The sequence below is a fragment of the Streptomyces sp. NPDC005492 genome (assembly GCF_040605995.1).
GTDB lineage: Bacteria > Actinomycetota > Actinomycetes > Streptomycetales > Streptomycetaceae > Streptomyces.
The window spans coordinates 184,697-206,268 of the sequence record NZ_JBEXDX010000009.1 but is presented as its reverse complement, the minus strand read 5'-3'; the positions used below and the strand labels follow the sequence as shown (position 1 = coordinate 206,268).

Here is a 21,572-nt window from a genome sequence, read left to right as displayed (position 1 = left end):
ACACCACATTTGCATTGACACTGCTTACGCGAGGCTTATACACCAGTGAGACTCCTGGGGGTGATGGTGCCTCACCTCAACGCTGCCTCATCTCCCCCTAAACCCCCCGCAGTTGCACATCCCGTGAAGGGCAAACGTGTCCATATCTCGACGTTCCGTACGCATCCTCGGTGTCGCGTCCGCCTCGGCCGCTCTCGCGCTGGGATTCGCGGGCAACGCGCTCGCCTGCAGCATCGGTGAATTCTCCGCCGAGGCCACCTGTGACGGCACCAACGGTGTCATCACAGTGACCGACAAGGACGCCTCCGCCACCGAGGCGACCGTCACGGTGTTCCTGGAGAACAACGGCGCCGACGCCAAGCAGATCGGCGAGGCCCAGACGGTCAAGGGCTCCAAAGAGGGCGTCACCATCTCCTTCGCCGAGGACTGGCAGCCGAACGCCACGTACCGCGTGCACGTCACGGCCACCAACGGCCTCAACAAGAACATCTCGCCGAACCTGACCACCCCGTCCAAGGCCTGCCAGACGGAGTCGCCCAGCCCCACCCCGACGGAGGCCTCTCCGACGCCGTCGCAGACCCCCTCCACTCCGGCCGAGTCCGACACCCCGACCCCGTCGGCCACGGAGAGCAGCAGCACCGCCCCCGCGACGACGACGGACAACGCGCCGTCTCCCGCGGCCGGTGACTCGAACCTCGCCGAGACCGGTGCCAACTCCAACACCGGCATGATCGCCGGTATCGCGGGCGCGTTCGTCGTCGTGGGCGGCGGAGCCGTCTACTTCGGCATGCGTCGCCGTGGTGCGACCAACGGCCGCTGATCCACCTGTTGTTGTGGCCCGCCCGGTTCGTGGGGGCGGGCCACACGCATGTCTTCTAGCCGCCGAGTACGACGATCTCGGCCGCGTCGAACTCCACCCCGACCGTGCTCCCGACCTCCGGCGCCTCCCGCAGCGCGCAGGCGGCCTCCAGGCGCGGCGCGTCCTCCGGCTGGAGTTGTACGGCGACATGGGTGCCCCGGAAGGTGCGGGCGGCGACCGTACAGCGCAGGCCCTCGTCGGCGGGGACCAGGCGGACCCCGGCGGGGCGTACGAGGAGCGTGTGCGGGCCCTGGGGGGCGTCCTCGGGGACCGGCACCTTGCCCCAGGGGGTGTCGGCGGCCTCTCCGGCCACGGTCGCCGGGACCACGTTGTCGAAGCCGAGGAAGCGGGCCACGAACTCGTCGGCCGGGTGCTGCCAGACCGCAAGTGGCGTACCGGACTGGGCGATCCGCCCGTCCCGCATCACCACGACCCGGTCGGCCAGCGCGAACGCCTCGCCCTGGTCGTGCGTGACCGCGAGCACGGTCGTGCCCAACACCCCGAACAGCTCACGGAGTTCGACGACCAGCCGCTCCCGCAGTGAGCGGTCGAGCTGGCCGAGCGGTTCGTCGAGCATGAGGAGCCGCGGCCGGGGTGCCAGCGCCCGGGCGAGCGCCACCCGCTGCTGCTCACCGCCGGACAGCCCCGCGACGGCCCGGCGGGCGGCCCCCGGTAGTCCGACCAGGTCGAGCAACTCGCCCACCTGAGCGTCCTGTTGTGCCTTCGACGCCCCGTGCATACGCAGCCCGAAGGAGACGTTGCCGGCCACGTCCCGCTGCGGGAAGAGCTGATGGTCCTGGAACATCAGGCCCACCCCCCGCTTGTGCGCGGGCACCCCGGCCTGGTCGCGTCCGTCGAGCAACACCCGCCCGGAGTCCAGGGGTTGCAGTCCGGCCACCGCCCGCAGCAGCGTCGACTTGCCGCTGCCGCTGGGTCCGAGGACGCACACGATCTCGTGCTCGGCGACCCCGAGATCGACGGCGTCCAGCACAGGCCGGCCACCGAACCGTACGGTCGCGCCCTCAAGGCTCAGCAGCAGCTCCGTCGTCATGCTCGGTGGCATCTAGAACTCCCCCGTCCGGTCGGTGCGCAGCCGCTCAAGGACCAGCAGGGCCACCGCGCACACCAGCATCAGAATCGTCGAAAGGGCCATCGCCTGGCCGTAGTTGAGATCACCGGGCCGCGACAGCAGCCGGGCCACCGCGACCGGCAGGGTCGGGTTGTCGGGCCGGGCGATGAACACGGTCGCCCCGAACTCGCCGAGCGACACCGCGAACGCGAACCCGGCCGCGATCAGCAACGCCCGCCGCACCAGCGGCAGATCGACCTCGCGCCACACCCGCCACGGCGACGCCCCGAGCACGGCCGCCGCCTCCCGCAGCCGCCCGTCCACCGCCCGCAGCACGGGCAGCATGGTCCGTACGACGAAGGGGACGCCGACCAGCGCCTGCGCGAGCGGCACCAGGATCCATGAACTCCGCAGATCCACCGGGGGTTTGTCGAGCGAGATCAGGAACCCGAAGCCGACCGTCACCGCCGACACCCCGAGCGGCAGCATCAGCAGCGCGTCGAAGCCCCGCACCAGCCGCCCGGCATCGCGCCGGGTCAGCGCCGCGGCGGCGAGAGAGCCGATCACCACGGCGATGGCGGTGGCGGCGACGGCGTACTCCAGCGAGTTGCCGATCGCGGCGATCGGCGCGACCAGGAAGGTGCCGCCGTCGTCGTGGGTCAGCGCCCGGTAGTAACCGAAGTCCGGTGTGTCCAGGGACCGTTGCACCAGCACGGCGAGCGGAAGCACGAGCAGCACGAGGACGGAGACGAGGACCCCGGCGAGCAGCGCCCACTGGCCGGCTCCGCGCGGGCGCCGTGCGGTCACCGACGGGTCAACCAGCCGTAGGGCCGTCTCCCGTCGCCGTACCGTCCAGGCGTGGACGGCGAGGATCGCGCCCACCGCGACGAACTGGACGATCGTCAGCACGGCCGCCGTGGAGAGGTCGAAGACCTCCGAGGTCTGGCGGTAGATCTCCACTTCGAGGGTCGAGAAGGTCGGGCCGCCGAGAATCTGGACCACACCGAAGGAGGTGAAGGTGAAGAGGAAGACCATCAGCGCGGCGGCGGCCACGGCGGGCGCGAGCGCGGGCAGCGTCACCTGCCGCCAGGCCCGGAGCCGGGAGGCGCCGAGCATCCGCGCGGCCTCCTCCTGACGCGGGTCGAGCTGGGCCCAGAGGCCGCCCACCGTCCGTACGACGACCGCGTAGTTGAAGAAGACGTGCGCGAGCAGGATGGCCCACACGGTGGTGTCGAGGCGTACGCCCCACAGGTCGTCGAGGAGTCCGCCCCGGCCGACGAGGGCGAGGAACGCCGTACCGACGACGACCGTAGGGAGCACGAAGGGGACCGTCACGACGGCCCGCAGCACATGCCGGCCCGGGAAGTCGAAGCGCGCGAAGACATACGCTCCGGGGAGCGCGATCAGCAGCGTGAGCGCGGTGGAGGCGAGCGCCTGCCAGGTGGTGAACCACAGCACGTGCCGGATGTCCGACTGCGCGAGCACGTCCCCGATGCGGCCCAACTGCCAGGCGCCGTCCACCTTGAGGCCGCGCGCGACGATCGAGGCGACGGGGTAGGCGAAGAACACCGCGAAGAACGCGACGGGCACGGCCATGAGTCCGAGCCGCGTCGCGTTCCCTGTGCGGGTCTTCCGCCGCTGGGCTACTTCAGTACGAGCGAGGTCCACGACTTGACCCACTGGTCCCGGTCGGCGGCGATCTTCGCGGGCGCCATCGTCTCGGGGTCCGGGGCCTGGCGGCCGTACTTCACGAACTCCTGCGGCACCGTGGCGCCTTCGATCACCGGGTAGACGAACATGTTGAGCGGCATGTCCTCCTGGAACTCCTTGGTGAGCAGGAAGTCGATGAAGGCCTTGCCGCCCTTGGTGTTCTTCGCGTTGCTGAGCAGTCCCGCGTACTCGGTCTGCCGGAAGCAGGTGCCGTACGACACCCCGGTGGGCGCGGTGGTCGGCTTCGGGTCGCCGTAGATGACCTCGGCGGGCGGCGAGGAGGCGTACGAGACGACGAGGGGCCGGTCGCCGCCCGCCTTCTTGCCACCGGCCGAACCGGAGAACTCCTGGTCGTAGGCCTGCTCCCAGCCGTCGACGACCTTCACGCCGTTGGCCTTGAGCTTCTTCCAGTACGCCTGCCAGCCGTCGTCGCCGTACTGCGCGGCGCTGCCCAGCAGGAAGCCGAGGCCGGGTGAGGAGGTGGCCGCGTTCTCCGTGACGAGGAGGTTCTTGTACTCCGGCTTGACCAGGTCGGCGAAGGAGGCCGGCGGGGTCAGCTTGTGCTTGCTGAAGTACGCCTTGTCGTAGTTGACGCAGATGTCGCCGGTGTCGATGGGCGTGACCCGGTGCTTGCTCTGGTCGACGCGGTACGCGGACTTGACGAGATCCGCGCCCTTCGCGTCGTAGGACTGGAAGAGGCCGTTGTCGAGGGCGCGGGAGAGCAGGGTGTTGTCGACGCCGAAGAAGACGTCGCCCTGGGGGTTGTCCTTGGTCAGGATCGCCTTGTTGACGGCCTGGCCCGCGTCGCCGTCCTTGAGGACCTTGACCGTGTAGCCGGACTGCTTCTCGAAGTCCTTGAGGACGCTCTTCGAGACGGCCCACGAGTCGTGGCTGACGAGGGTGACGGTCTTGGAGTCGGAGCCACTGCTCCCGTCCGACCCCGAGCCGCACGCGGACAGCGTGACCAGGCCGAGGCCGACGAGGACAGCACAGTACTTCTTGGTGTTCACGGTGATGACCGAACTTCCTACCCAGAATGACCTGGGCGAGGTTCAGAGGGTCTGCGGCCCGATTGCCGCACTCTCAGCGCTGCGCGCTCCCCTGTCGGATATGAAGGTGTACGTACAGGTGGTGCAGGTGAAGGTTACCTCTCGGTGGCGGCGAGCTGACCGCAGGCTCCGTCGATCTCCTGGCCGCGGGTGTCCCGGACGGTGACCGGCACGCCGTGGGCGGCGATGGCCTCGACGAACGCCTTCTCGTCCTCGGGGCGGGAGGCCGTCCACTTGGAGCCCGGCGTCGGGTTCAGCGGGATCAGGTTGACGTGCACCGGCTTGCCCTTGAGGAGTCGGCCGAGCCGGTCACCGCGCCAGGCCTGGTCGTTGATGTCGCGGATCAGCGCGTACTCGATGGACAGCCGGCGTCCGGACTTCGCCGCGTACTCCCAGCCGGCGTCGAGGACCTCGCGCACCTTCCACCGCGTGTTCACGGGGACCAGGGTGTCGCGCAGCTCGTCGTCGGGCGCGTGCAGCGAGATCGCGAGGCGGCACTTGAAGCCCTCGTCGCTGAAGCGGTGGATCGCCGGGACCAGTCCGACGGTCGAGACGGTGATCCCGCGCTGCGAGAGCCCGAGGCCGTCCGGCTCGGGGTCGGTGAGGGCACGGATGGACTGGACGACCCGCTTGTAGTTGGCGAGGGGCTCGCCCATGCCCATGAAGACGATGTTGGACAGCCGCGCGGGACCGCCGGGGATCTCGCCGTCGCGCAGCGCCCGCATGCCGTCCACAATCTGGTGCACGATCTCACCGGTGGAGAGGTTCCGGTCGAGGCCGGCCTGACCCGTCGCGCAGAACGGGCAGTTCATCCCGCACCCCGCCTGCGAGCTGATGCACATGGTCACCCGGTCCGGGTACCGCATCAGCACCGACTCGACGAGCGTCCCGTCGAACAGCCGCCACAGCGTCTTGCGGGTGGTGTCCTGGTCGGTCGACAGATGCCGTACGACGCTCATCAGCTCCGGAAGCAGCGCCTCCTGGAGCTTGGCGCGCGAACCGGCGGGGATGTCGGTCCACTGCTCCGGGTCGTGCGCGAACCGCGCGAAGTAGTGCTGCGAGAGCTGCTTGGCGCGAAACGGCTTCTCCCCGATCGCGGCGACGACTTCCTTGCGCTCGGCAGGCGTGAGATCGGCAAGGTGCCGCGGGGGCTTCTTGGCTCCGCGGGGGGCGACGAATGTGAGTTCTCCGGGCTTAGGCATGGCTGTACCAGTGTCGCAGATCGAATCGTGTGACCTGCGGCCGAAGAGGCGCACGGTGGTCGTTGGCTGTGGGCATCTGTCGTCGTCGGTCACCCTCGGACGGCCCGCAGACGGCCCGGATCAGGTCTCTAGCGGTAGAGGTCAGACCCTCTACCGCTAGAGGTCTCGCTAGCGGCTTACACCCTGTCTGACCAGGGCGCTAGACGATAGAGGCCACACCCATGGAACCTGTAGAAAGCCCCGTACGGCATGGTGTACGACGGCCGCATTGCGAGCCCTAGCAGCGCGGCCCGGCGGGTGCCGTAGCCGCACTAACGTGAGTCGTTAGGCCCGCTAACGTTAGCGGCTCCGATAGCGGTCACTCCTTACATCCGAGCCGCTATCGATAGCGGCAAGGGTCGCTAACGATAGCGACCCTGATAGCGACCAAAACCGCAGGTGACCAGCGTGTTAGCGGTTAGCGACCTGTGCGGGCTGACCCCCAATCGGGCCGTTAGGCACCTCCGAGAGGGGTGCCGCCGAACCGCTATCGGATCGCGCCCGGCCGTCTGTCCGCCGCGATGAAGAGGGAGCGGCCTACGGCCGCACGCCCTTGGGCTCGCTCCGCTCGCGCGCCGCCCGCCGACGAGCCCAGCGAGCGACTGCCCCTTGGAAGGCTCCTGAGGACGGTCTCCAGTCGGGGCAAGAGGAGCACGGCCGCCGTAGCGCGGCAAGGCAGTCCGTAGCGCCACCAAGGGGCGGGTGGCATCCGTGGATGGGCGCCGTCGTGCTCCTCTTGCCCCGACTGGCTCACCAGGGCTCTTCAGGGGGCAGGCCGCGATTCCCCCTCCTGAAGAGCCGTCCTTCACTCTCTTACTAGAGAGTTGGGGAGAGATAGCGTCCGCAGCGTCCGCCGGATATCGCTTACCCACTCCGACCTGGACTGTTTCTGCGGACGCTAAACAAATCGTTTAGCGTCCGCTAGTGTCCGCAGCGTCCGGACGCGCTCCGCTACTAAGAGCCGGTTTCCGCAGGTCAGAGCCGCTCTTAGCAGAGGCGGGTTGCGGACGCTGCGGACACTAGACACAGGCCGGGAGAGCAGAAGAGACCACCCCCGCGCGGGCGGAGGTGGTCTCTTCAACCCGGGCTGATCACGTGGACGGCGGCTGAAACACCACGTGTTGCAGCCGCTTGTCCGGCGGACTGGCCAGACGGGCGCGATGGCGCCCAACCTCGGCGGCAGTCGTCGCGCGCGAGCGGAGCGAGCTGCCAAAGGTCGCGCGGCCGTAGGCCGCACCTTCTATCCCCCGGGGACTCCTCAGGCGTCACCTGCCGGGGAAGGTGCCGACTGGCTACGCTGGTGTGCACCAGTCAACGAGTGGGGAGCGTGCTGCGCGAATGGCAGAGACCAAGACGGCTCGGGTAGAGCGCACGATCCGTGAGTGGGTCGGAGGGGGGAAGCTCTCGCCCGGTGACAAGGTGCCGTCCGAGCGCACGCTGTCGACGGAACTCGACATCGGCCGCACCGCCTTGCGGCAGGTGCTCGCCCGACTCGTTGCTGAAGGCGTGTTGGAGGTTCACGATCGGAGTTCGTACCGAGTGCCGGCGGGGGCCCCGAGCCAGCGGCGCGTGGGTGCCATGGGCTCGGCAGAGCTAGAGCCGTGGCAGATCCACGGCAAGCGGCCCGTGTACAACAACCCCTGGGTACGGCTTGAGTTGGTCGACGTCGAGCCCCCGGGCGTGAAGCGCTTTGAGCACCATGTGGTGCGGCTACAGCACGTCGCGATCACAGCCGTGCTGGACGACCAAGACCGCGTGCTCATGCTCTGGCGCTATCGCTTCGTGCCGGATCAGTGGGGCTGGGAGCTCCCGGGCGGGATCGTGGACGCGGGCGAGGATGCCCGTACGTGCGCCGCGCGGGAAGTCGAGGAAGAGACAGGTTGGCGCCCTGGCGACCTTGACCACGTCGTCACGTATCAACCCATGGTCGGCATGGTGGACTCACCGCACGAGATCTTCGTAGGGCACAGCGCCGAGCAGGTGGGCGAGCCGAGCGATGCGGAGGAAGCGGGCCGCGTTGAGTGGGTACCGCTCGCGGACATCCCGGACCTGATGGCGCGCGGTCAACTCATGGGCTCTGGCACCCTCGTCGGCCTCCTGCACGTGCTCGCGAGCAGGCAGAAGAACACGTCTACAGCTTCTGCGTGAGCTGATCGATCCTGCGGCGATGCCGCGCCGATCCGGTGCGGCTCGCCAACAGGCGGGCGGTCCGCAAGTGCTCTTGCGCCTGGTCGTATTCGCCGCGCGCAAGGTGCGCTTGGGCAAGGTCGCAGCGGAGACCGGATTCCGCACGGACGAACGTGGAATCGAGTGAGTCAAGCGCCTGGTAGAGGCTGCCCACCGCGTCGTCGTCCCCAAGCATCGCAAGGGCATTGCCACGCCAGCGGGCCAGGTGCGAGCCGTTCAGGAAGATGCTCAGCATGTCTGGGTCCCTGGCTTCATCGCCGGGCGGCAGCACAGACCCTGCCATGTCCAGCGCGCGGCGGCAGTCGTCGGCCAGTTCGGGCCCGGCCTTGGCGCACAGCTCTGCCTCGGCCGCGTACAGCCACGCCTGAAGGCGGGGTGACATGTGGCCGTCCGCTGCCCTACGAGCGTCGCGTACGAGCGCCACGGCAAGTTCCGGCCGCCCTGCCTCACTGAGCACGTAGGCCTGTTCCGCCATGGCGTACGCCAAGTACATGGGCTCTCCGGCTTCCTGAGCCGCACGCTTGCCCAACTCGTAGTTCCGCCAAGCTCGTTCGACGGCCCCCGCATCCAGAGCCTGCCAGGCCGCGAGCGTCGCGGCGGCAGAGAGCGCCTGAGCAACCGGCCGGCGGGTGTCGGGAAGGACCGCGAACGTGAGCGCGTCTTCGAGGCGGGCCAGGTGGCCCGTCATCTGGTCGACGAGAGCGGCGGCCCCCATCTGCCTGTCCATCGTGCGGAACAGCTCAGTCTGATCCATAAAGGTCTTCACCATGCTCAGGCCGACACTCCCAGCCGAATCGATTCGGCTGATCAGTTCGTCGTAACCGCCCACCAGCGGCGGCCCGGCCACCTGCACCTCCCCGAGCAACTCCCCATCGGTGAGACCGAGGAGAGGTCGGAGGATCGCGGCGAATCTCGCTGAGATCTTGCGCCTGCCGTTCTCCCACTCGGAGACATAGACGCGGAGGCTCGCGGTCGTTGGGACGTCAAGCATGTGCTGCCGGGCGTATCGCTCGACCTCCCGCACCAGACGTTCCTGAGACCAGCCGCGAGCATTTCGAGCGTCCCTCAGCCGTTCACTCACGCATACCGCCCCCAGTCGCTAGGTCGTTCGAACCTCATACCAGGATGCACCAAATCTCGCAGGTCGGAAGGGGTTAACACCACTCTTAACACGCGGGCCATTAGGGCTTGTTGGCTACCGGCACACCCCTTCACGGGCGTTCCCTCGAAGCATGCAGCAACCGCGAATCTCCCAGATTCAGCGCGCACCCTCTTGCATCTGGTGCGCACCAGATGGAGACTACTGGTGCGCACCAGATAGGAACGCGAAAGCGGGCCATGACGCACATACGTCGCCATGGCCCGACACAGCAAGGAGCGGCCACCTACCGCCAAGCAGTCAGCCGCTCCCCGACCCTCGAAGGGGTACATCCATGATGCCTGTACTCGCTGGTTCCCCGCTCGCATCCGAGGCAGCGACTGCCGAACGGCCCGTGTGGGCTCAGCAGATCCTCGCCGCGCGTCAGGTCCGTCAGTGGTCGCAGGGCGACGCGGTCCGTGAGCTGCGGAAGCTGTCGGCTGAGCCGCTGCCGGATGACGAGACGATGGTCCGGCAGTGGAAGCGGTGGGAGTCCGGCAAGACGATGCCGGGCGCCTTCTACAAGCCGCTGATCGCGAACCTGTTCGGCGCGTCCGTGCTCGGTCTCTTCCCCGAGGTGACCGGGGTTCCGGCCGAGCCGGTCTCTGCGCCGCGTCTGCGGACGCAGGTCGACCTGTTCGGCGGTCCCGAGCCGCAGGACTGGCAGACGCGGGTTGAGATCCGCCTTGCCGTGCATCCGACCGCCGATGAGCTGATGGGCCTGGTCGTCTTCGCCGGAACGGGCGTGCTCACCCCCGACGAGCTGGACGACGACGCCGCGGTGACCGAGACCGTGCGCTTCGCCCTGGCCTACGGCGGTGCGGGCGAGGTGGCCACGTGGGCGCAGCGCATCCGCGAGATGTTCGCCAACCCGGCCACGGGCCCCGAACTGCCCGCCGGGTACCTGCCCAAGCTGCGCCGCACGATCGCGCGGATCTTCGGGGTGGTCGCGTGACCAGCACCCTGGACGCCCTGTATGCGCAGGTGCCGCCTGCCCCGATGCCGGTCGTCTCCCTCGCGGAGATCGACCGGCGCCGGGAAGGCGAGGACTTCCCCACCATCCCCGTGGCCGGGCTGGAACTGACCCCGAACGAGGTCGCCGCCGCGCTGTTCGAGACCGGCGCCGACAACCTGGCGCTTCCGGTGCCGAGCAATGACGCCCTGTACGCCGCGCTGACGGCCGCTGTGAACACGCTCGGTCCGGCCGGGATCGCAGAGGTGACCGACACCTTCGAGAGCCTGGACGCCGACCCTGTGGAGTGGCCTGAGGTGGCCGCGTGCCGCCGCTTCGCCTACCGGCTGGCCCTGTCGTTCTGGTACGAGGGCGCCCGCTCACGGCCGATGACGGCCGGGGAGGTCGGCGTGGCCGTCTACCTGTCCAGCCTGGACCGCTACCGCATGGACGACTTCCGCCAACTCCCCGGCCGCAAGCTGCTGTTGGCCCGCGCCATCCATGAGGGCGTCACGGCCGTGCCGACCGAGACCCTGATCCGGCTCGGCAAGGTGATGGCCGGGGAGTTGGGCAGCGTCGACCGCGACCGCGATCGGGAGTGGCTGTACAAGCAGGCGCTGCCCAACTACCTCCGTCGGCTCTTCGCCTTCAACCTGGTGCAGTGGAACCGGGAGCAGCCCGCGCCGCTCATCGTGCGCCTGGACTCCGGGGGTTACCTGGTCGGGCTGACCCCGCCGGCCGGACCTGACGGCACGTGGCAGCGGCCGGTACGGGCGGAGTGGTAGCCGTGACGCACAAGTGCATGCTCAACTCCACCCGCCGCCGCGTCCGCAAGGAGCAGCTCGCCCGCCGTCACGGGCAGCGGTGCGCCTACTGCCGCCGCCCGTTCGCGGACCTGAGTGAGGCCACCCTCGACCACGTGGCGCCCCTCTCGCTGTGGCGCACCTGGTCGGCCCCCGCCCTGGTACTGGCGTGCGCCCCGTGCAACAACGCCAAGGCCGACCGGTTGCCGCTGTCAATCGCGCTGCTTCTCACGCAGTCGGCCGACCCGAGTAGGTCGACTCCCGGCCCGATCGACTGGCGCTTGCTGGCCCGACTCGCGCACGCCAATCAGTCGGCCTTCGAGGCGGTGTGGTCGCCCGACCCGATCGCTTCACGGTCTACCCCTGACCTGCGTGACGAGCCGCGTCACACCCGACGTCACACGCCCTGTCGCGCGGCCGACCGGCACCCGTCGATCCGACCCGACTGCCTGCGCGCTCCCCGCCCCGTGCGGTCGTGCGTGGGCCCGAGTGGAGAGGCGGTGTTCGCGTGACGAGCACCCGATCCGACCGCCCTGTCAACGGCCATGCCCACCCCGGCAAGAGTCGGGCGGCAGTCGACCCGACCAAGACGGCGCCGCGCCGACCCGAGCACGGCGACAGTGGGGGCAAGCCCCCGGCCGCTGCCGCGCGGATCGTGGCCATGGCGCGCGAGCAGTACCGGTTCGTCACGTCGCCGGACAGCCGCCCCTACGCGGTCGCCCTGGACGGCCCCAACACCGCGCTCCCGCTGCGGAACAAGGGCGGCCTGCGCCAGCGGCTGGCCCGGCAGTTCGCGGACGCCTACCCGGGCGAGGTCGCCTCACAGTCCGCCCTCGCGGACGCGATGACCGTCCTGGAAGGCCTCGCGGAAGACACCGACCCCGTACCCGTGCACCTGCGGGTGGGGCGCGCTGAGGACGGCGCGGTCGTGGTCGACCTCGGCAGCACCGACGGCCGCGCGGTCGTCGTCACCGGTACCGGCTGGAACGTCGTCGACCGGGCCCCGGTGCTCTTCCGCCGCTCCGGAGCCATGGCCCCGATGCCCCCGCCCGTACTGGACGGCGACGGACTGGCCAAGCTGCACGCCCTGCTCAACATGGACACCCCCACCTTCCACCAGTTGGTGGCGTGGCTGGTCGCGGCCTGGATTCCCGACATCCCGCACCCGGCACTCGTGTGCAAGGGCGAGCAGGGCACGGGCAAGTCCAAGGCGGCACAACTGTTCATCAACCTCGTCGACCCGTCCCCGGCAGCCAAGCGCAGCCAGCCGCGCGACCCGAAGGCCTGGAACACGCAGGCCTTCGCGTCATGGGCGCTGTGCCTGGACAACGTCAGCACGATCCCGCCGTGGCTGTCCGACACCCTGTGCAAGGCCGTGACGGGTGACGGAGTCGTCGACCGGGCCCTGTACACCGATGACGACGTGGTGGTGCTCACCTTCCGGCGCGTGCTCGCGCTGACCACGATCGACGCGGGAGCTCTCGCGGGCGACCTCGCCGAACGCGTCCTCTTGCTCGACTTGCAGCTCATCGACGACGACCGGCGCCGCTCCGAAGAGGAGTTGGACGCCACCTTCGCGGCCGTACGGCCCGCCGTGCTCGGGGCCCTGTTCGACGTGCTGGCCTGCGTCCTCGCGGTCCTGCCGTCGGTGCGACTGGACACGATGCCGCGCATGGCGGACTTCGCCCGCGTCCTCGCCGCGATCGACGAAACCCAGGGCTGGAACACCCTGGGCGACTACCTCGCGACCTCGGCGAACGTCGCCACCGACGCGATGGAAGGCGACCCGTTCGCCATGGCCATTGCCCACCTGGTCGAACAGGCAGGCACCTGGCAGGGCACCGCCGGGGAGTTGCTCGAAGCGCTGCCCGCGCCATTCGTCCGGCCGCCGAACTGGCCCAAGGACGCCACCCGCGCCAGCGGACGCGTCAAGCGCCTCGCCCCGTTGCTGCGGTCCATCGGGATCACCGTGGACGACACGCAGCGTAGCCGCGACCGTCACCGCCACCGCCTCATCACGCTGGCCCGCGCGGCACCCGAGGAGGAAACAGCGTCCACACCCGAACAGGGCCCGCTGTGGCCGGAGGTGACCCCGCTCGGGGAGGGCAGAACCCCGCCTGAACAGCCCTGACGTAGCCGGAATACCAGCCGGGCCGGGCCGCACACCAGCGGCCCGGACACGTCGAAGCTGCGGACGCTAGAGCCGTCCAGCGTCCACAGCGTCCGCACTAGCGTCCACACCCATCACTAGCTCTGGCCTGCGGTAACGCAGCCGTGCGGACGCTAGGGCGCTGCGGACGCTGCGATACACCAACTCTCTAGGACGGCGACCGGCACCACTTCCACGCACCCCGCCACGGACACGAGGAGTCACCAAAGCCATGGCCACCACCGACGAACCGGCCGACCCGCGCGTCGCCCTGCGCGGCGGACTGCCGGACCGCTACCTCACTCCGGAAGACCTGGTCACGATGTTCAGCCTCCCGAGCGTGGAGACCGTCTACCAGTGGCGCCGCAAGCGGATCGGCCCGACCGGCTTCCGCGTCGGCCGCTACCTCCGCTTCAACCCGGCCGCCGTTCGAGCGTGGGAGGCCGAACGGACGGCCCTCGAAGACGCGGCCTGACGGGTGCTAGGTCTAGCAGCCTCCGTTGCTAGACCTAGCACCCGGCTAGCAGCCGAAACCGCCCCCGGCCTGCGGCCTAGCACCTAGCAACCCCCTTCCGCGGAACCGTCATCCGACCCGGATACGCGCCCGGCGAGGTCGCCTCCCGTTGCTAGAAGTCCGGCCGCCAGCGCAGGGAGGCACAGCCCGCCGGCCAAGGGAGGCAGGGAGAACTCCCTCACCGCCTCCCTGGCCCGCCTCCCTCTACCTGATCAGCGCAGACGCCCCCTCAGGGAGGCAGGGAGGCACGCCCCCAGCGCCCCCGAAAACCCCTCCCAAAGCCGCCTGACAGCCCCTGTCTCAGCCTCCCTGAGACCCCGCCCGAAGGTGCTACCGGTAGTAGCCCCGCCCGCTACCGGTAGCAACCCCGCTAGCACCCCAAACCCCCAGTGATCAGGCCCGTAGCGAGTAACGGGCACGGCCCAGCACACCCCAAAACCGGCCGGACAGGCGCCCTTTGCCCCTCCCGCGCCCTGCTACCGGCCGCGCACCTCGGCACTCACCCGACAGGAGCCCAACGCCCCATGTCCATCCACCTGGAAGACCGCTGGTACCGGCGCACCCGACCCCAGAGCGACCGCGTCCGCACCGCCCGCTACGGCCAAGCCCCGCGCTACCGCGCCCACTTCATCGACGGCAACGGCACCCGCAAGACCAAGAAGTTCCACGGCCGCCGCGACGCAGAGCGCTGGCTCGTCAAGACCGAAGTAGCCCACCTCCTGAAGGAAGACGCCTGACCATGGCTGGCCACATCCAAGACCGCTGGTACAAGACCGAAACCGACGCCAACGGCAAGACCACCCGCGTCAAGACCGAGCGCTACGGGACTGGCCTGCGCTACCGCGCCCGGTACATCGGCCCCGACGGAACCGAGAAGTCCAAGAGCTTCCCCGATCGGCAGAAGCGCCTCGCCGAGAAGTGGCTCACCGATATCGCGTCCGACATGTCACGCGGCAACTACGTCGACCCGAAAGCCGCCCGGATCACCTTCAAGACTTACGCCGAGAAGTGGCTCAAGACCCACAGCGCGGATCTGTCGAGTCAGATCGTGGCCGAACAGAGGTTGCGCCTCCATGCTCTCCCGGTGCTCGGTTCCCGACCGCTGGACTCGTTCCGCCCGGAGCACATCCGCGAACTCGTGAGCGCGCTGGAAGCGAACCCCGCCGTCAGCGGCTCGTACGCGCGGAATATCTACGGCGACGTACGAGGCGTTCTCAGCGCGGCCGTTGACGACGGCCTGTTGCCGCGTAACCCGTGCGCCGCGAAGTCCGTGCGCCCACCGGCGGCTGAGCAACGCCGGGTTGTGCCGTGGCTGCCTACACAGGTTCACGCTGTCCGCAGGGCACTCCCCGAGCGCTACCAGGCCATGGTGGACCTGGGCGCAGGATGCGGGCTCCGTCAGGGCGAGATCGTCGGGCTCGCTGAGGACGCACTGGACTTCGACGGTGCCAACCTGCGGGTGGTCCGGCAGGTGAAGCTCATCCGAGGGAAGGCCGTGTTCGCCCCACCCAAGTGCAACAAGGAACGGGACGTGCCGTTGCCCGCGTCGGTGGCTGAGGCCATACGCGCCCATATGGACGCGTACAAGCCAGTTGAGATCACATTGCCTTGGCGGAAGCCGGACGGGCCAAAGGTCTCAGCTCGCCTCTTGTTCACGAACACCGCGAACTGGTTGGTCTGGCGCAGCAACTTCAACATCCAGGAGTGGAAGCCTGCGCTCGCGGCGGCCGGACTGATCACTGAAGCCGGGGAAGACGGCAAGTACGAGTCCGCCCGCGAGCACGGCATGCACGCGCTGAGGCACTTCTACGCGTCCGTGTTGCTGGACGCCGGAGAGAGCATCAAGGCCGTCAGCCAGTACCTGGGGCACTCCGATCCGGGGCTGACTCTGCGTGTGTACGCACACCTGATGCCAACGAGTCAGCAGCGCACGCGAGCCGCCGTAGACGCAGTCATACGTGGTTGGTGATTGACACTCACAGTTGCGCGGGTCAGGCGATTCATGCGCCTGACCCGTCTTATTCGGTTGACTCACTCCCGCCTTCTTCGTCTGACTCCTCTCCTTCGTCTGACTCTTCCTGAGCCCTGCGGATAGCTGCATCGAACTGCTTGACCGCATATGCACAGCAACGGTCTTGACGTAAAACACGATCTAAAGTTCGCCCGGCTTCGGGATCAAGCTTGTGAAGCAATGACATCGTCCACACTGCAAGATCTCCTGTCATTTCTGCGATGAACTCTGCCGCAGCCTCAGGGGGTAGTGCAGTCAAGGCATAGACACACAAAGCCCCAGTTTCGGGAGAGGCTCGCATCTTCTGTAACAGCTCTTTACACCTAGATTCCGTATTGGCGGCCGCTGCCCTTAGGTCTCTGAATTCACCCAAGTCCGCATTTGGCTCCAGCGCTAGCACATACGATGCAAGCGTCTCCCATCGGGGGACATGACTCCCTACGAGGATCCGGTGGATTGTGGTACTGCCAATCGGAATTCCCGCCCTCCTGGCAACCACGCGAGCGGCAATCTTCTTCAGTGGCGGCCGACCCTGAGCCTCATATAGGTCATACGTGCGATTGAACAATTGCCCGATTGTGCCAGCTGGATAGTCAGGCCTAGACACTCGTCCCCCTGCTTAAGCGTCACCACACCAAGCGTGGCCAGCTACTACTTGCGACTTTCAGTATGGGCACCTCCATAGCCAACCGCAAGACACTAAGAGCATTGGCTCCGACAGCAGAAGGCTACTGCCAATCGATCATCTCCCGCATTTTCCATTTCGTTCCATGCGTTCCCTCTCGTTCCATGCGGGTTGGCCTGCCCCGCGCCGGCTCATAGTCGTAACAAGGGCTGATGGTAATCACCGACTGTCGGTTGCCGTGATCCGAAATGCGCGACGAGAGGGTGGCGTGAGTGGCTGTGAAGGCAGGGCGACGAGAGGGCACGGGAGCTCCCGCCAGCAGGTGGGATGCGCAAGCGTCGACAAGCAACGTGCCAAAGAGTGGAACATTGGTTCTGGTGGCGGGTGTACCCGCGAGTACAATCGTTGCCGTTTTTGAGCTCACCGGCAACACTACTTTGGCGCTCTGCGCTGCAAGTTTCGCAACGGCCATCGTGATCGTCCTCGGCGTCTTTCTAACGTCCCAGGAGAGCCTCCAGGTAGGCATCAGGCACTGGCCGAGGATTATGCGGATCTACTACCAAGGACGTGCCCTTAAGAAGACTACGGCGGCAGCCGTCGCCGGGCCGTCTTACAGTGCTGCCGTCGCGGAAGGTAAGCGCAGGGACGCAAGGCTGTACAGCGCGGACAGGGCTCGCGCGGTCGACTCTCTCCCCTGAGGCACCCACACCCCCAAAGCCGCCCGGCGGCCCAGAGACGGCCCACCAACTCGAAACCGGCCCCCTATCCGTGCCATACGCGCTGGTAGGGGGACTATTGCTGCCTGCTCACTGCCAGTTCTCCGGGCTTAGGCATGGCTGTACCAGTGTCGCAGATCGTTTACGGTGATCCGTTTCAGCCGGTGGGCGCCAGGTCAGCCGGTGTATTCCAGGTGTTCCCTCAGGAGCTTCTCGTTGTGGGGCAACTCGCGGCGGACCTGGGGGCGGACGACGAGCGGCAGCAGGACCTTGCCGATGCCGTGCCCCTCGAAGTCGAGGTCCATCGTCACGCGGGTACGGCGTCCGTCGTCGACGGGTGTGATCTCGCCATGGAAGTTGCCCCTGACGGGGCCGTCGATCCCCCGCACGGTCCAGGCGCGCGGCGGCTGGAACTCGGTGCACTCCATGGTCATCGCCATGTCGCGGCGCCCAATGTGCCGGGTGACGCGGACCCGGGAGCCGAGTCCGAACGGACGGTCGTCGAGCTGCTCGGCGGAAACCGCGCTCTCCTGCCATTCGGGCATGTGGGACGGGTCGATGACGTACGCCCAGGCTTCCTCGGGACGGCAGTTCACGTCGAACTCTTCATGGAAGGCGGACATGACGCCCTCCTTCGTTCAGGGCGGTCCCCCTTGTGAGGGCTTACACCGAAATCGTACGACCGGGCGCCCCCGTCCTGTACAGGTCAGGGGCGCCCGGAATGCCGTACGGCAGGAGGTTGGACGAACGTCAGGCGGACCCGACGAACAACACCATCAGCAGCCACACCACCGGAGCCGTCGGCAGCAGCGAATCCAGCCGGTCCATGCGGTATCCATGAGCCGCTGCCGCGGCGCGGCGCCGTGACCTCTCACGCCGAACCCACGAACAACACCATCAACAACCACACCACCGGAGCCGTCGGCAGCAGCGAATCCAGCCGGTCCATGATGCCGCCGTGACCCGGCAGCAGCGTGCCCATGTCCTTGATGCCGAGGTCGCGCTTGATCATGGACTCGCCGAGGTCGCCCAGCGTGGCGCTGGCCGCGACCGCGAAGCCCAGGACCAGGCCCTGCCACCAACTGCCGTCGTCGATCAGGAACTGCATGCACAGCGCGCCCGCCACCATCGCGAAGGACACCGCTCCGAGCAGGCCCTCGCGGGTCTTTCCGGGGCTGATGCGCGGGGCGAGCTTGTGGGTGCCGAAACGCCAGCCGACGGCGTAGGCACCCGTGTCGCTGACCACGGTCAGCAGCAGGAACGTCATGACCCGCCAGGCGCCGTCGTCGGCGGTGAGCATCAGGGCGACGAACGTGGCCAGGAACGGCACGTAGAACGCCGCGAAGACGCCCGCCGTGACGTCCTTGAGATAGCCCTCCGGCGGTTCCGTCATCCGCCAGACCAGGACGGCCAGCGCGGTCAGCGCCATCGCCACCCAGGCGCCCTCGGCACCCCGGACATATCCGGCGACGACCATCGCGGCGCCGCCGACCGCGAGCGGCACGAGAGGCGCCTTGATGCCCTTGCGCTCCTGCAGCCGCGAGGTCAGCTCCCACAGACCGACGACGACGGCGACCGCTACCACGCCGACGAACACGGCCTTGACGACGAACAGGGACGCGATGATCACCGCGCCGAGTCCGACCCCGACCCCTATGGCCGCACCGAGGTCCCGGCCCGCGCTCTTCTTCTGCGGGGCGGGCACCGGTGGCGGGGCGTCGGGCATGGGCTCCGGATTCTGCGGCACCGCCCCGTAGGGCTGTGCGTACGGCATGTCGGCGGGCTGCGTCCGCGGCGAGTCGGAGGGCTGCGGCTGCCGTGTGTCGTACGGCGGCTGCCGCGTCTCGTCGCGGAACAAGGGACCGCTCAGCCGAGCGGCCCCCCGATCGTCATCCTGGTGTCCGCCGTATGCGGGCTCGTCGGGCACGATGGGCATGGGGCGAGTCTGCTGCGCCTCAGGCGCATCGTACGTGGGACCCGCCGGGGCAGCCCCCTGGACAGGCCCCTGGTCGGAAGGCCCCCAGTACCCGGCTTGTGGCGGTGCGCCCCAGGAAGAATCGTTCATCAGACCTCAAGCAGCTCCGCTTCCTTGTGCTTGAGGAGCTCGTCCACCTGGGCGACGTACTTCGCCGTGGTGTCGTCGAGTTCCTTCTCGGCGCGACGGCCCTCGTCCTCGCCGATGTCGCCGTCCTTGATCGCCTTGTCGATCGCTTCCTTGGCCTTGCGGCGGATGGAACGGATCGAGATCTTGGAGTCCTCGGCCTTGGTCTTGGCGACCTTGATGTACTCCTTGCGGCGGTCCTGAGTGAGCTCGGGGAACGTCACACGGATGATGTTGCCGTCGTTGCTCGGATTGACGCCGAGGTCCGAGTCCCGGATCGCCTGCTCGATGTTGCGCAGCGCGCTCTTGTCGAACGGGGTCACCACGGCCATGCGCGGTTCCGGCACGGAGAACGAGGCCAGTTGGTTGATCGGCGTCAGCGCGCCGTAGTAGTCGGCCACGATCTTGTTGAACATCGCCGGGTGCGCACGGCCGGTGCGGATCGCGGCGAAGTCCTCCTTGGCGACCACGACGGCCTTCTCCATCTTCTCCTCGGCTTCAAGGAGGGTCTCTTCGATCACCACTTGCTCCTGCGTGTCTTGAGTAGGCCCGGCTGCTGTGCTGTGTCGGCGTCGGCGGCCGGCTGCGTCGCGTCTTCTTCCTGCACGGTTCCCGACCGGCAGGACATTGTCCATCCCCCGGTCAGGGTCATCAGCCCTGGCTGCCTTGGTCACCCACAAGCGTGCCGATCTTCTCACCCTTGACGGCGCGAGCGATATTGCCCTCCGCCAGAAGCTCGAAGACCAGGATCGGAAGCTTGTTGTCGCGGCACAGGGTGATGGCTGTCATGTCCGCGACCTTGAGGTCCTGGGTGATGACCTCGCCGTAGCTGAGCGCGTCGAACTTGACGGCCTCGGAGTTCGTCTTCGGGTCGGAGTCGTAGACCCCGTCCACGCCGTTCTTGCCCATGAGCAGCGCCTCGGCGTTGATCTCCAGGGCGCGCTGGGCGGCGGTGGTGTCGGTGGAGAAGTACGGCATGCCCATACCGGCGCCGAAGATGACCACGCGGCCCTTCTCCAGGTGGCGCACGGCACGCAGCGGGATGTACGGCTCGGCGACCTGGCCCATGGTGATGGCGGTCTGGACGCGGCTGTCGATGCCCTCCTTCTCCAGGAAGTCCTGGAGGGCGAGGCAGTTCATCACCGTGCCGAGCATGCCCATGTAGTCGGAGCGGGCCCGGTCCATGCCGCGCTGCTGGAGTTCGGCGCCCCGGAAGAAGTTGCCGCCGCCGATGACGACGGCGACCTCCGCGCCGTCCCGTACGACGGCCGCGATCTCACGGGCGATCTTGTGCACCACGTCGGGGTCGACGCCCAGGCCCCCGCCACCGGAGAAGGCCTCTCCGGACAGCTTCAGCATGAACCGGCCGCGTACCTTGCCGTCGTCGCTCTTCTGGGGCTTGGTGGTCATGACGTTCTCGCCTCTTTTACGTGGTCGCACACACGAAGAAGGCCACTGCCGGTGGGGTGTCGTTCGCAACCCATGCTCGGCAATGGCCTCCTCGTCAGATCTGCTGTCGTCCGTCAGCCGTAGACAACCGCATACGACCTTATAGGGGTCGCGCGCCCGTCGCGGTACGGACTCAGATGCCGACCTTGATGCGCGTGAAGCGCTTCAGGGCGACACCCGCCTCGTCCAGAACCTTCTGGACGGACTTCTTGGGGTCGAGCGCGTACGGCTGGCCGAGCAGCGTCGCGTCCTTGAAGAAGCCGTTGACACGACCCTCGACGATCTTGGAGATCGCGGCCTCGGGCTTGCCCTCGGCGCGGGTGGTCTCCTCGGCGATACGGCGCTCGGACTCGACGACCTCGGCCGGCACGTCCTCCTTGGCCAGGTACTTCGGCGCGAAGGCGGCGATGTGCTGGGCGACGCCGCGGGCGACCTCCGCGTTCGGCTTGTCCAGCTCGACGAGGACACCGATCTGCGGCGGCAGGTCGGGCATCGTGCGGTGCATGTACGCGGAGACGTAGCCGTCGGCGTACTGGGCGAAGCGGTCCAGGACGATCTTCTCGCCGAGGTTCGCGTTGGCCTCGTCCACGAACGCCTGGACCGTCTTGCCGGGCTCGATCTCGGACGCGAGCAGCGCCTCGATGTCGGCCGGGGCGGTCTTGGCGACGTGCTGGGCGATCTGGTTGGCGACGGCCTGGAACTTCTCGCCCTTGGCGACGAAGTCCGTCTCGCACTTCAGCTCGACCAGGACGCCGGAGGTGTTGTCGTCGGCGATGACGGAGACCACGGCGCCGTTCTCGGCGGAACGGCCCTCGCGCTTGGCGACGCCCTTCTGGCCCTTGATACGGAGCGCCTCGACGGCCTTCTCGACGTTGCCGTCGGCCTCGTCCAGCGCCTTCTTGCAGTCCATCATGCCGGCGCCGGTGAGCTCACGGAGCTTCTTGACGTCGGCGGCGGTGTAGTTCGCCATGATCTGTGAATCTCTTCTCGGAGTTCGAA

19 protein-coding genes and 1 riboswitch are annotated in these 21,572 nt (G+C 68.1%); of the genes, 9 read left to right on the top strand and 10 right to left on the bottom strand.

Going from position 1 to position 21,572, the window contains the following annotated elements; genetic code table 11:
* Nucleotides 1-136 precede the first annotated feature (136 nt).
* Nucleotides 137-820, top strand: a complete 684-nt coding sequence (locus ABZT04_RS15670) for an LAETG motif-containing sortase-dependent surface protein (protein WP_356056761.1) — start codon at nucleotides 137-139, stop codon at nucleotides 818-820.
* Between the two features lie 55 nt (nucleotides 821-875).
* Here ABZT04_RS15670 and ABZT04_RS15665 read toward each other — a convergent pair whose 3' ends face one another.
* The 4 genes from ABZT04_RS15665 to rlmN form a co-directional block, all read right to left on the bottom strand.
* On the bottom strand, nucleotides 876-1,922 hold the full coding sequence (locus tag ABZT04_RS15665; protein ID WP_356056759.1) for an ABC transporter ATP-binding protein: 1,047 nt from the start codon (nucleotides 1,920-1,922) through the stop codon (nucleotides 876-878).
* Nucleotides 1,923-3,524 carry an iron ABC transporter permease gene (locus tag ABZT04_RS15660; RefSeq protein WP_356056758.1) on the bottom strand — a complete coding sequence of 534 codons (1,602 nt, stop codon included), beginning with the start codon at nucleotides 3,522-3,524 and terminating at the stop codon, nucleotides 1,923-1,925.
* A gap of 47 nt (nucleotides 3,525-3,571) precedes the next feature.
* The gene (locus ABZT04_RS15655) at nucleotides 3,572-4,648 is read right to left on the bottom strand and encodes a thiamine ABC transporter substrate-binding protein (protein ID WP_356056757.1); all 1,077 of its coding nucleotides are present in this window, start codon (nucleotides 4,646-4,648) and stop codon (nucleotides 3,572-3,574) included.
* A riboswitch (TPP riboswitch) is annotated at nucleotides 4,645-4,751 on the bottom strand. Its footprint overlaps the gene before it by 4 nt.
* A 31-nt stretch (nucleotides 4,752-4,782) precedes the next feature.
* Complete coding sequence (gene rlmN, locus ABZT04_RS15650; RefSeq protein WP_356056756.1) at nucleotides 4,783-5,889, bottom strand: 23S rRNA (adenine(2503)-C(2))-methyltransferase RlmN; 1,107 nt, start codon at nucleotides 5,887-5,889, stop codon at nucleotides 4,783-4,785.
* Between the two features lie 1,377 nt (nucleotides 5,890-7,266).
* On the opposite strand from rlmN, the gene ABZT04_RS15645 reads away from it, so the two are divergent.
* Complete coding sequence (locus ABZT04_RS15645; RefSeq protein WP_356056755.1) at nucleotides 7,267-8,076, top strand: NUDIX domain-containing protein; 810 nt, start codon at nucleotides 7,267-7,269, stop codon at nucleotides 8,074-8,076.
* On the opposite strand, the gene ABZT04_RS15640 is transcribed toward ABZT04_RS15645, so the two are convergent.
* Nucleotides 8,060-9,106, bottom strand: a complete 1,047-nt coding sequence (locus ABZT04_RS15640) for an XRE family transcriptional regulator (protein ID WP_356056844.1) — start codon at nucleotides 9,104-9,106, stop codon at nucleotides 8,060-8,062. The two genes, ABZT04_RS15645 and ABZT04_RS15640, sit on opposite strands and share 17 nt — an antisense overlap.
* Nucleotides 9,107-9,548: 442 nt before the next feature.
* Between ABZT04_RS15640 and ABZT04_RS15635 the strand changes: the two genes are divergently transcribed.
* From ABZT04_RS15635 to ABZT04_RS15605, 7 genes are all read left to right on the top strand, one after another.
* Nucleotides 9,549-10,208, top strand: coding sequence for a hypothetical protein (locus tag ABZT04_RS15635; RefSeq protein ID WP_356056754.1), 660 nt, complete (start codon nucleotides 9,549-9,551; stop codon nucleotides 10,206-10,208).
* The gene (locus ABZT04_RS15630; protein WP_356056753.1) at nucleotides 10,205-10,990 is read left to right on the top strand and encodes a hypothetical protein; all 786 of its coding nucleotides are present in this window, start codon (nucleotides 10,205-10,207) and stop codon (nucleotides 10,988-10,990) included. The genes ABZT04_RS15635 and ABZT04_RS15630 overlap by 4 nt, the downstream gene beginning before the upstream one ends.
* A 2-nt stretch (nucleotides 10,991-10,992) precedes the next feature.
* Complete coding sequence (locus tag ABZT04_RS15625) at nucleotides 10,993-11,520, top strand: HNH endonuclease (RefSeq protein ID WP_356056752.1); 528 nt, start codon at nucleotides 10,993-10,995, stop codon at nucleotides 11,518-11,520.
* Nucleotides 11,517-13,139: an ATP-binding protein gene (locus tag ABZT04_RS15620; protein WP_356056751.1), complete on the top strand. Its 1,623-nt coding sequence runs from the start codon at nucleotides 11,517-11,519 to the stop codon at nucleotides 13,137-13,139. Before ABZT04_RS15625 ends, ABZT04_RS15620 begins: the two co-directional genes overlap by 4 nt.
* A 250-nt stretch (nucleotides 13,140-13,389) precedes the next feature.
* Entirely contained in the window at nucleotides 13,390-13,632 is a 243-nt protein-coding gene (locus tag ABZT04_RS15615; protein ID WP_356056750.1) for a helix-turn-helix domain-containing protein, read from the top strand.
* Nucleotides 13,633-14,195: 563 nt separating this feature from the next.
* Nucleotides 14,196-14,408 (top strand): hypothetical protein, encoded by a 213-nt coding sequence (locus tag ABZT04_RS15610; protein ID WP_356056749.1) that lies wholly within the window; start codon nucleotides 14,196-14,198, stop codon nucleotides 14,406-14,408.
* 2 nt (nucleotides 14,409-14,410) lie between these two features.
* On the top strand, nucleotides 14,411-15,640 hold the full coding sequence (locus ABZT04_RS15605) for a site-specific integrase (protein ID WP_356056748.1): 1,230 nt from the start codon (nucleotides 14,411-14,413) through the stop codon (nucleotides 15,638-15,640).
* 1,559 nt (nucleotides 15,641-17,199) lie between these two features.
* On the opposite strand, the gene ABZT04_RS15600 is transcribed toward ABZT04_RS15605, so the two are convergent.
* The 5 genes from ABZT04_RS15600 to tsf form a co-directional block, all read right to left on the bottom strand.
* Nucleotides 17,200-17,646 carry an SRPBCC family protein gene (locus ABZT04_RS15600; RefSeq protein ID WP_356056746.1) on the bottom strand — a complete coding sequence of 149 codons (447 nt, stop codon included), beginning with the start codon at nucleotides 17,644-17,646 and terminating at the stop codon, nucleotides 17,200-17,202.
* 248 nt (nucleotides 17,647-17,894) lie between these two features.
* Nucleotides 17,895-19,088 carry a phosphatidate cytidylyltransferase gene (locus ABZT04_RS15595; protein WP_356056744.1) on the bottom strand — a complete coding sequence of 398 codons (1,194 nt, stop codon included), beginning with the start codon at nucleotides 19,086-19,088 and terminating at the stop codon, nucleotides 17,895-17,897.
* A complete protein-coding gene (gene frr, locus ABZT04_RS15590; RefSeq protein ID WP_127829926.1) occupies nucleotides 19,088-19,645 on the bottom strand; it encodes a ribosome recycling factor in 558 nt (185 codons plus the stop codon). The genes ABZT04_RS15595 and frr overlap by 1 nt, the downstream gene beginning before the upstream one ends.
* Before the next feature lie 130 nt (nucleotides 19,646-19,775).
* Nucleotides 19,776-20,534 carry a UMP kinase gene (gene pyrH / locus ABZT04_RS15585; protein ID WP_355919272.1) on the bottom strand — a complete coding sequence of 253 codons (759 nt, stop codon included), beginning with the start codon at nucleotides 20,532-20,534 and terminating at the stop codon, nucleotides 19,776-19,778.
* Between the two features lie 172 nt (nucleotides 20,535-20,706).
* The gene (gene tsf, locus ABZT04_RS15580; protein ID WP_356056743.1) at nucleotides 20,707-21,543 is read right to left on the bottom strand and encodes a translation elongation factor Ts; all 837 of its coding nucleotides are present in this window, start codon (nucleotides 21,541-21,543) and stop codon (nucleotides 20,707-20,709) included.
* Between the last annotated feature and the right edge of the window lie 29 nt (nucleotides 21,544-21,572).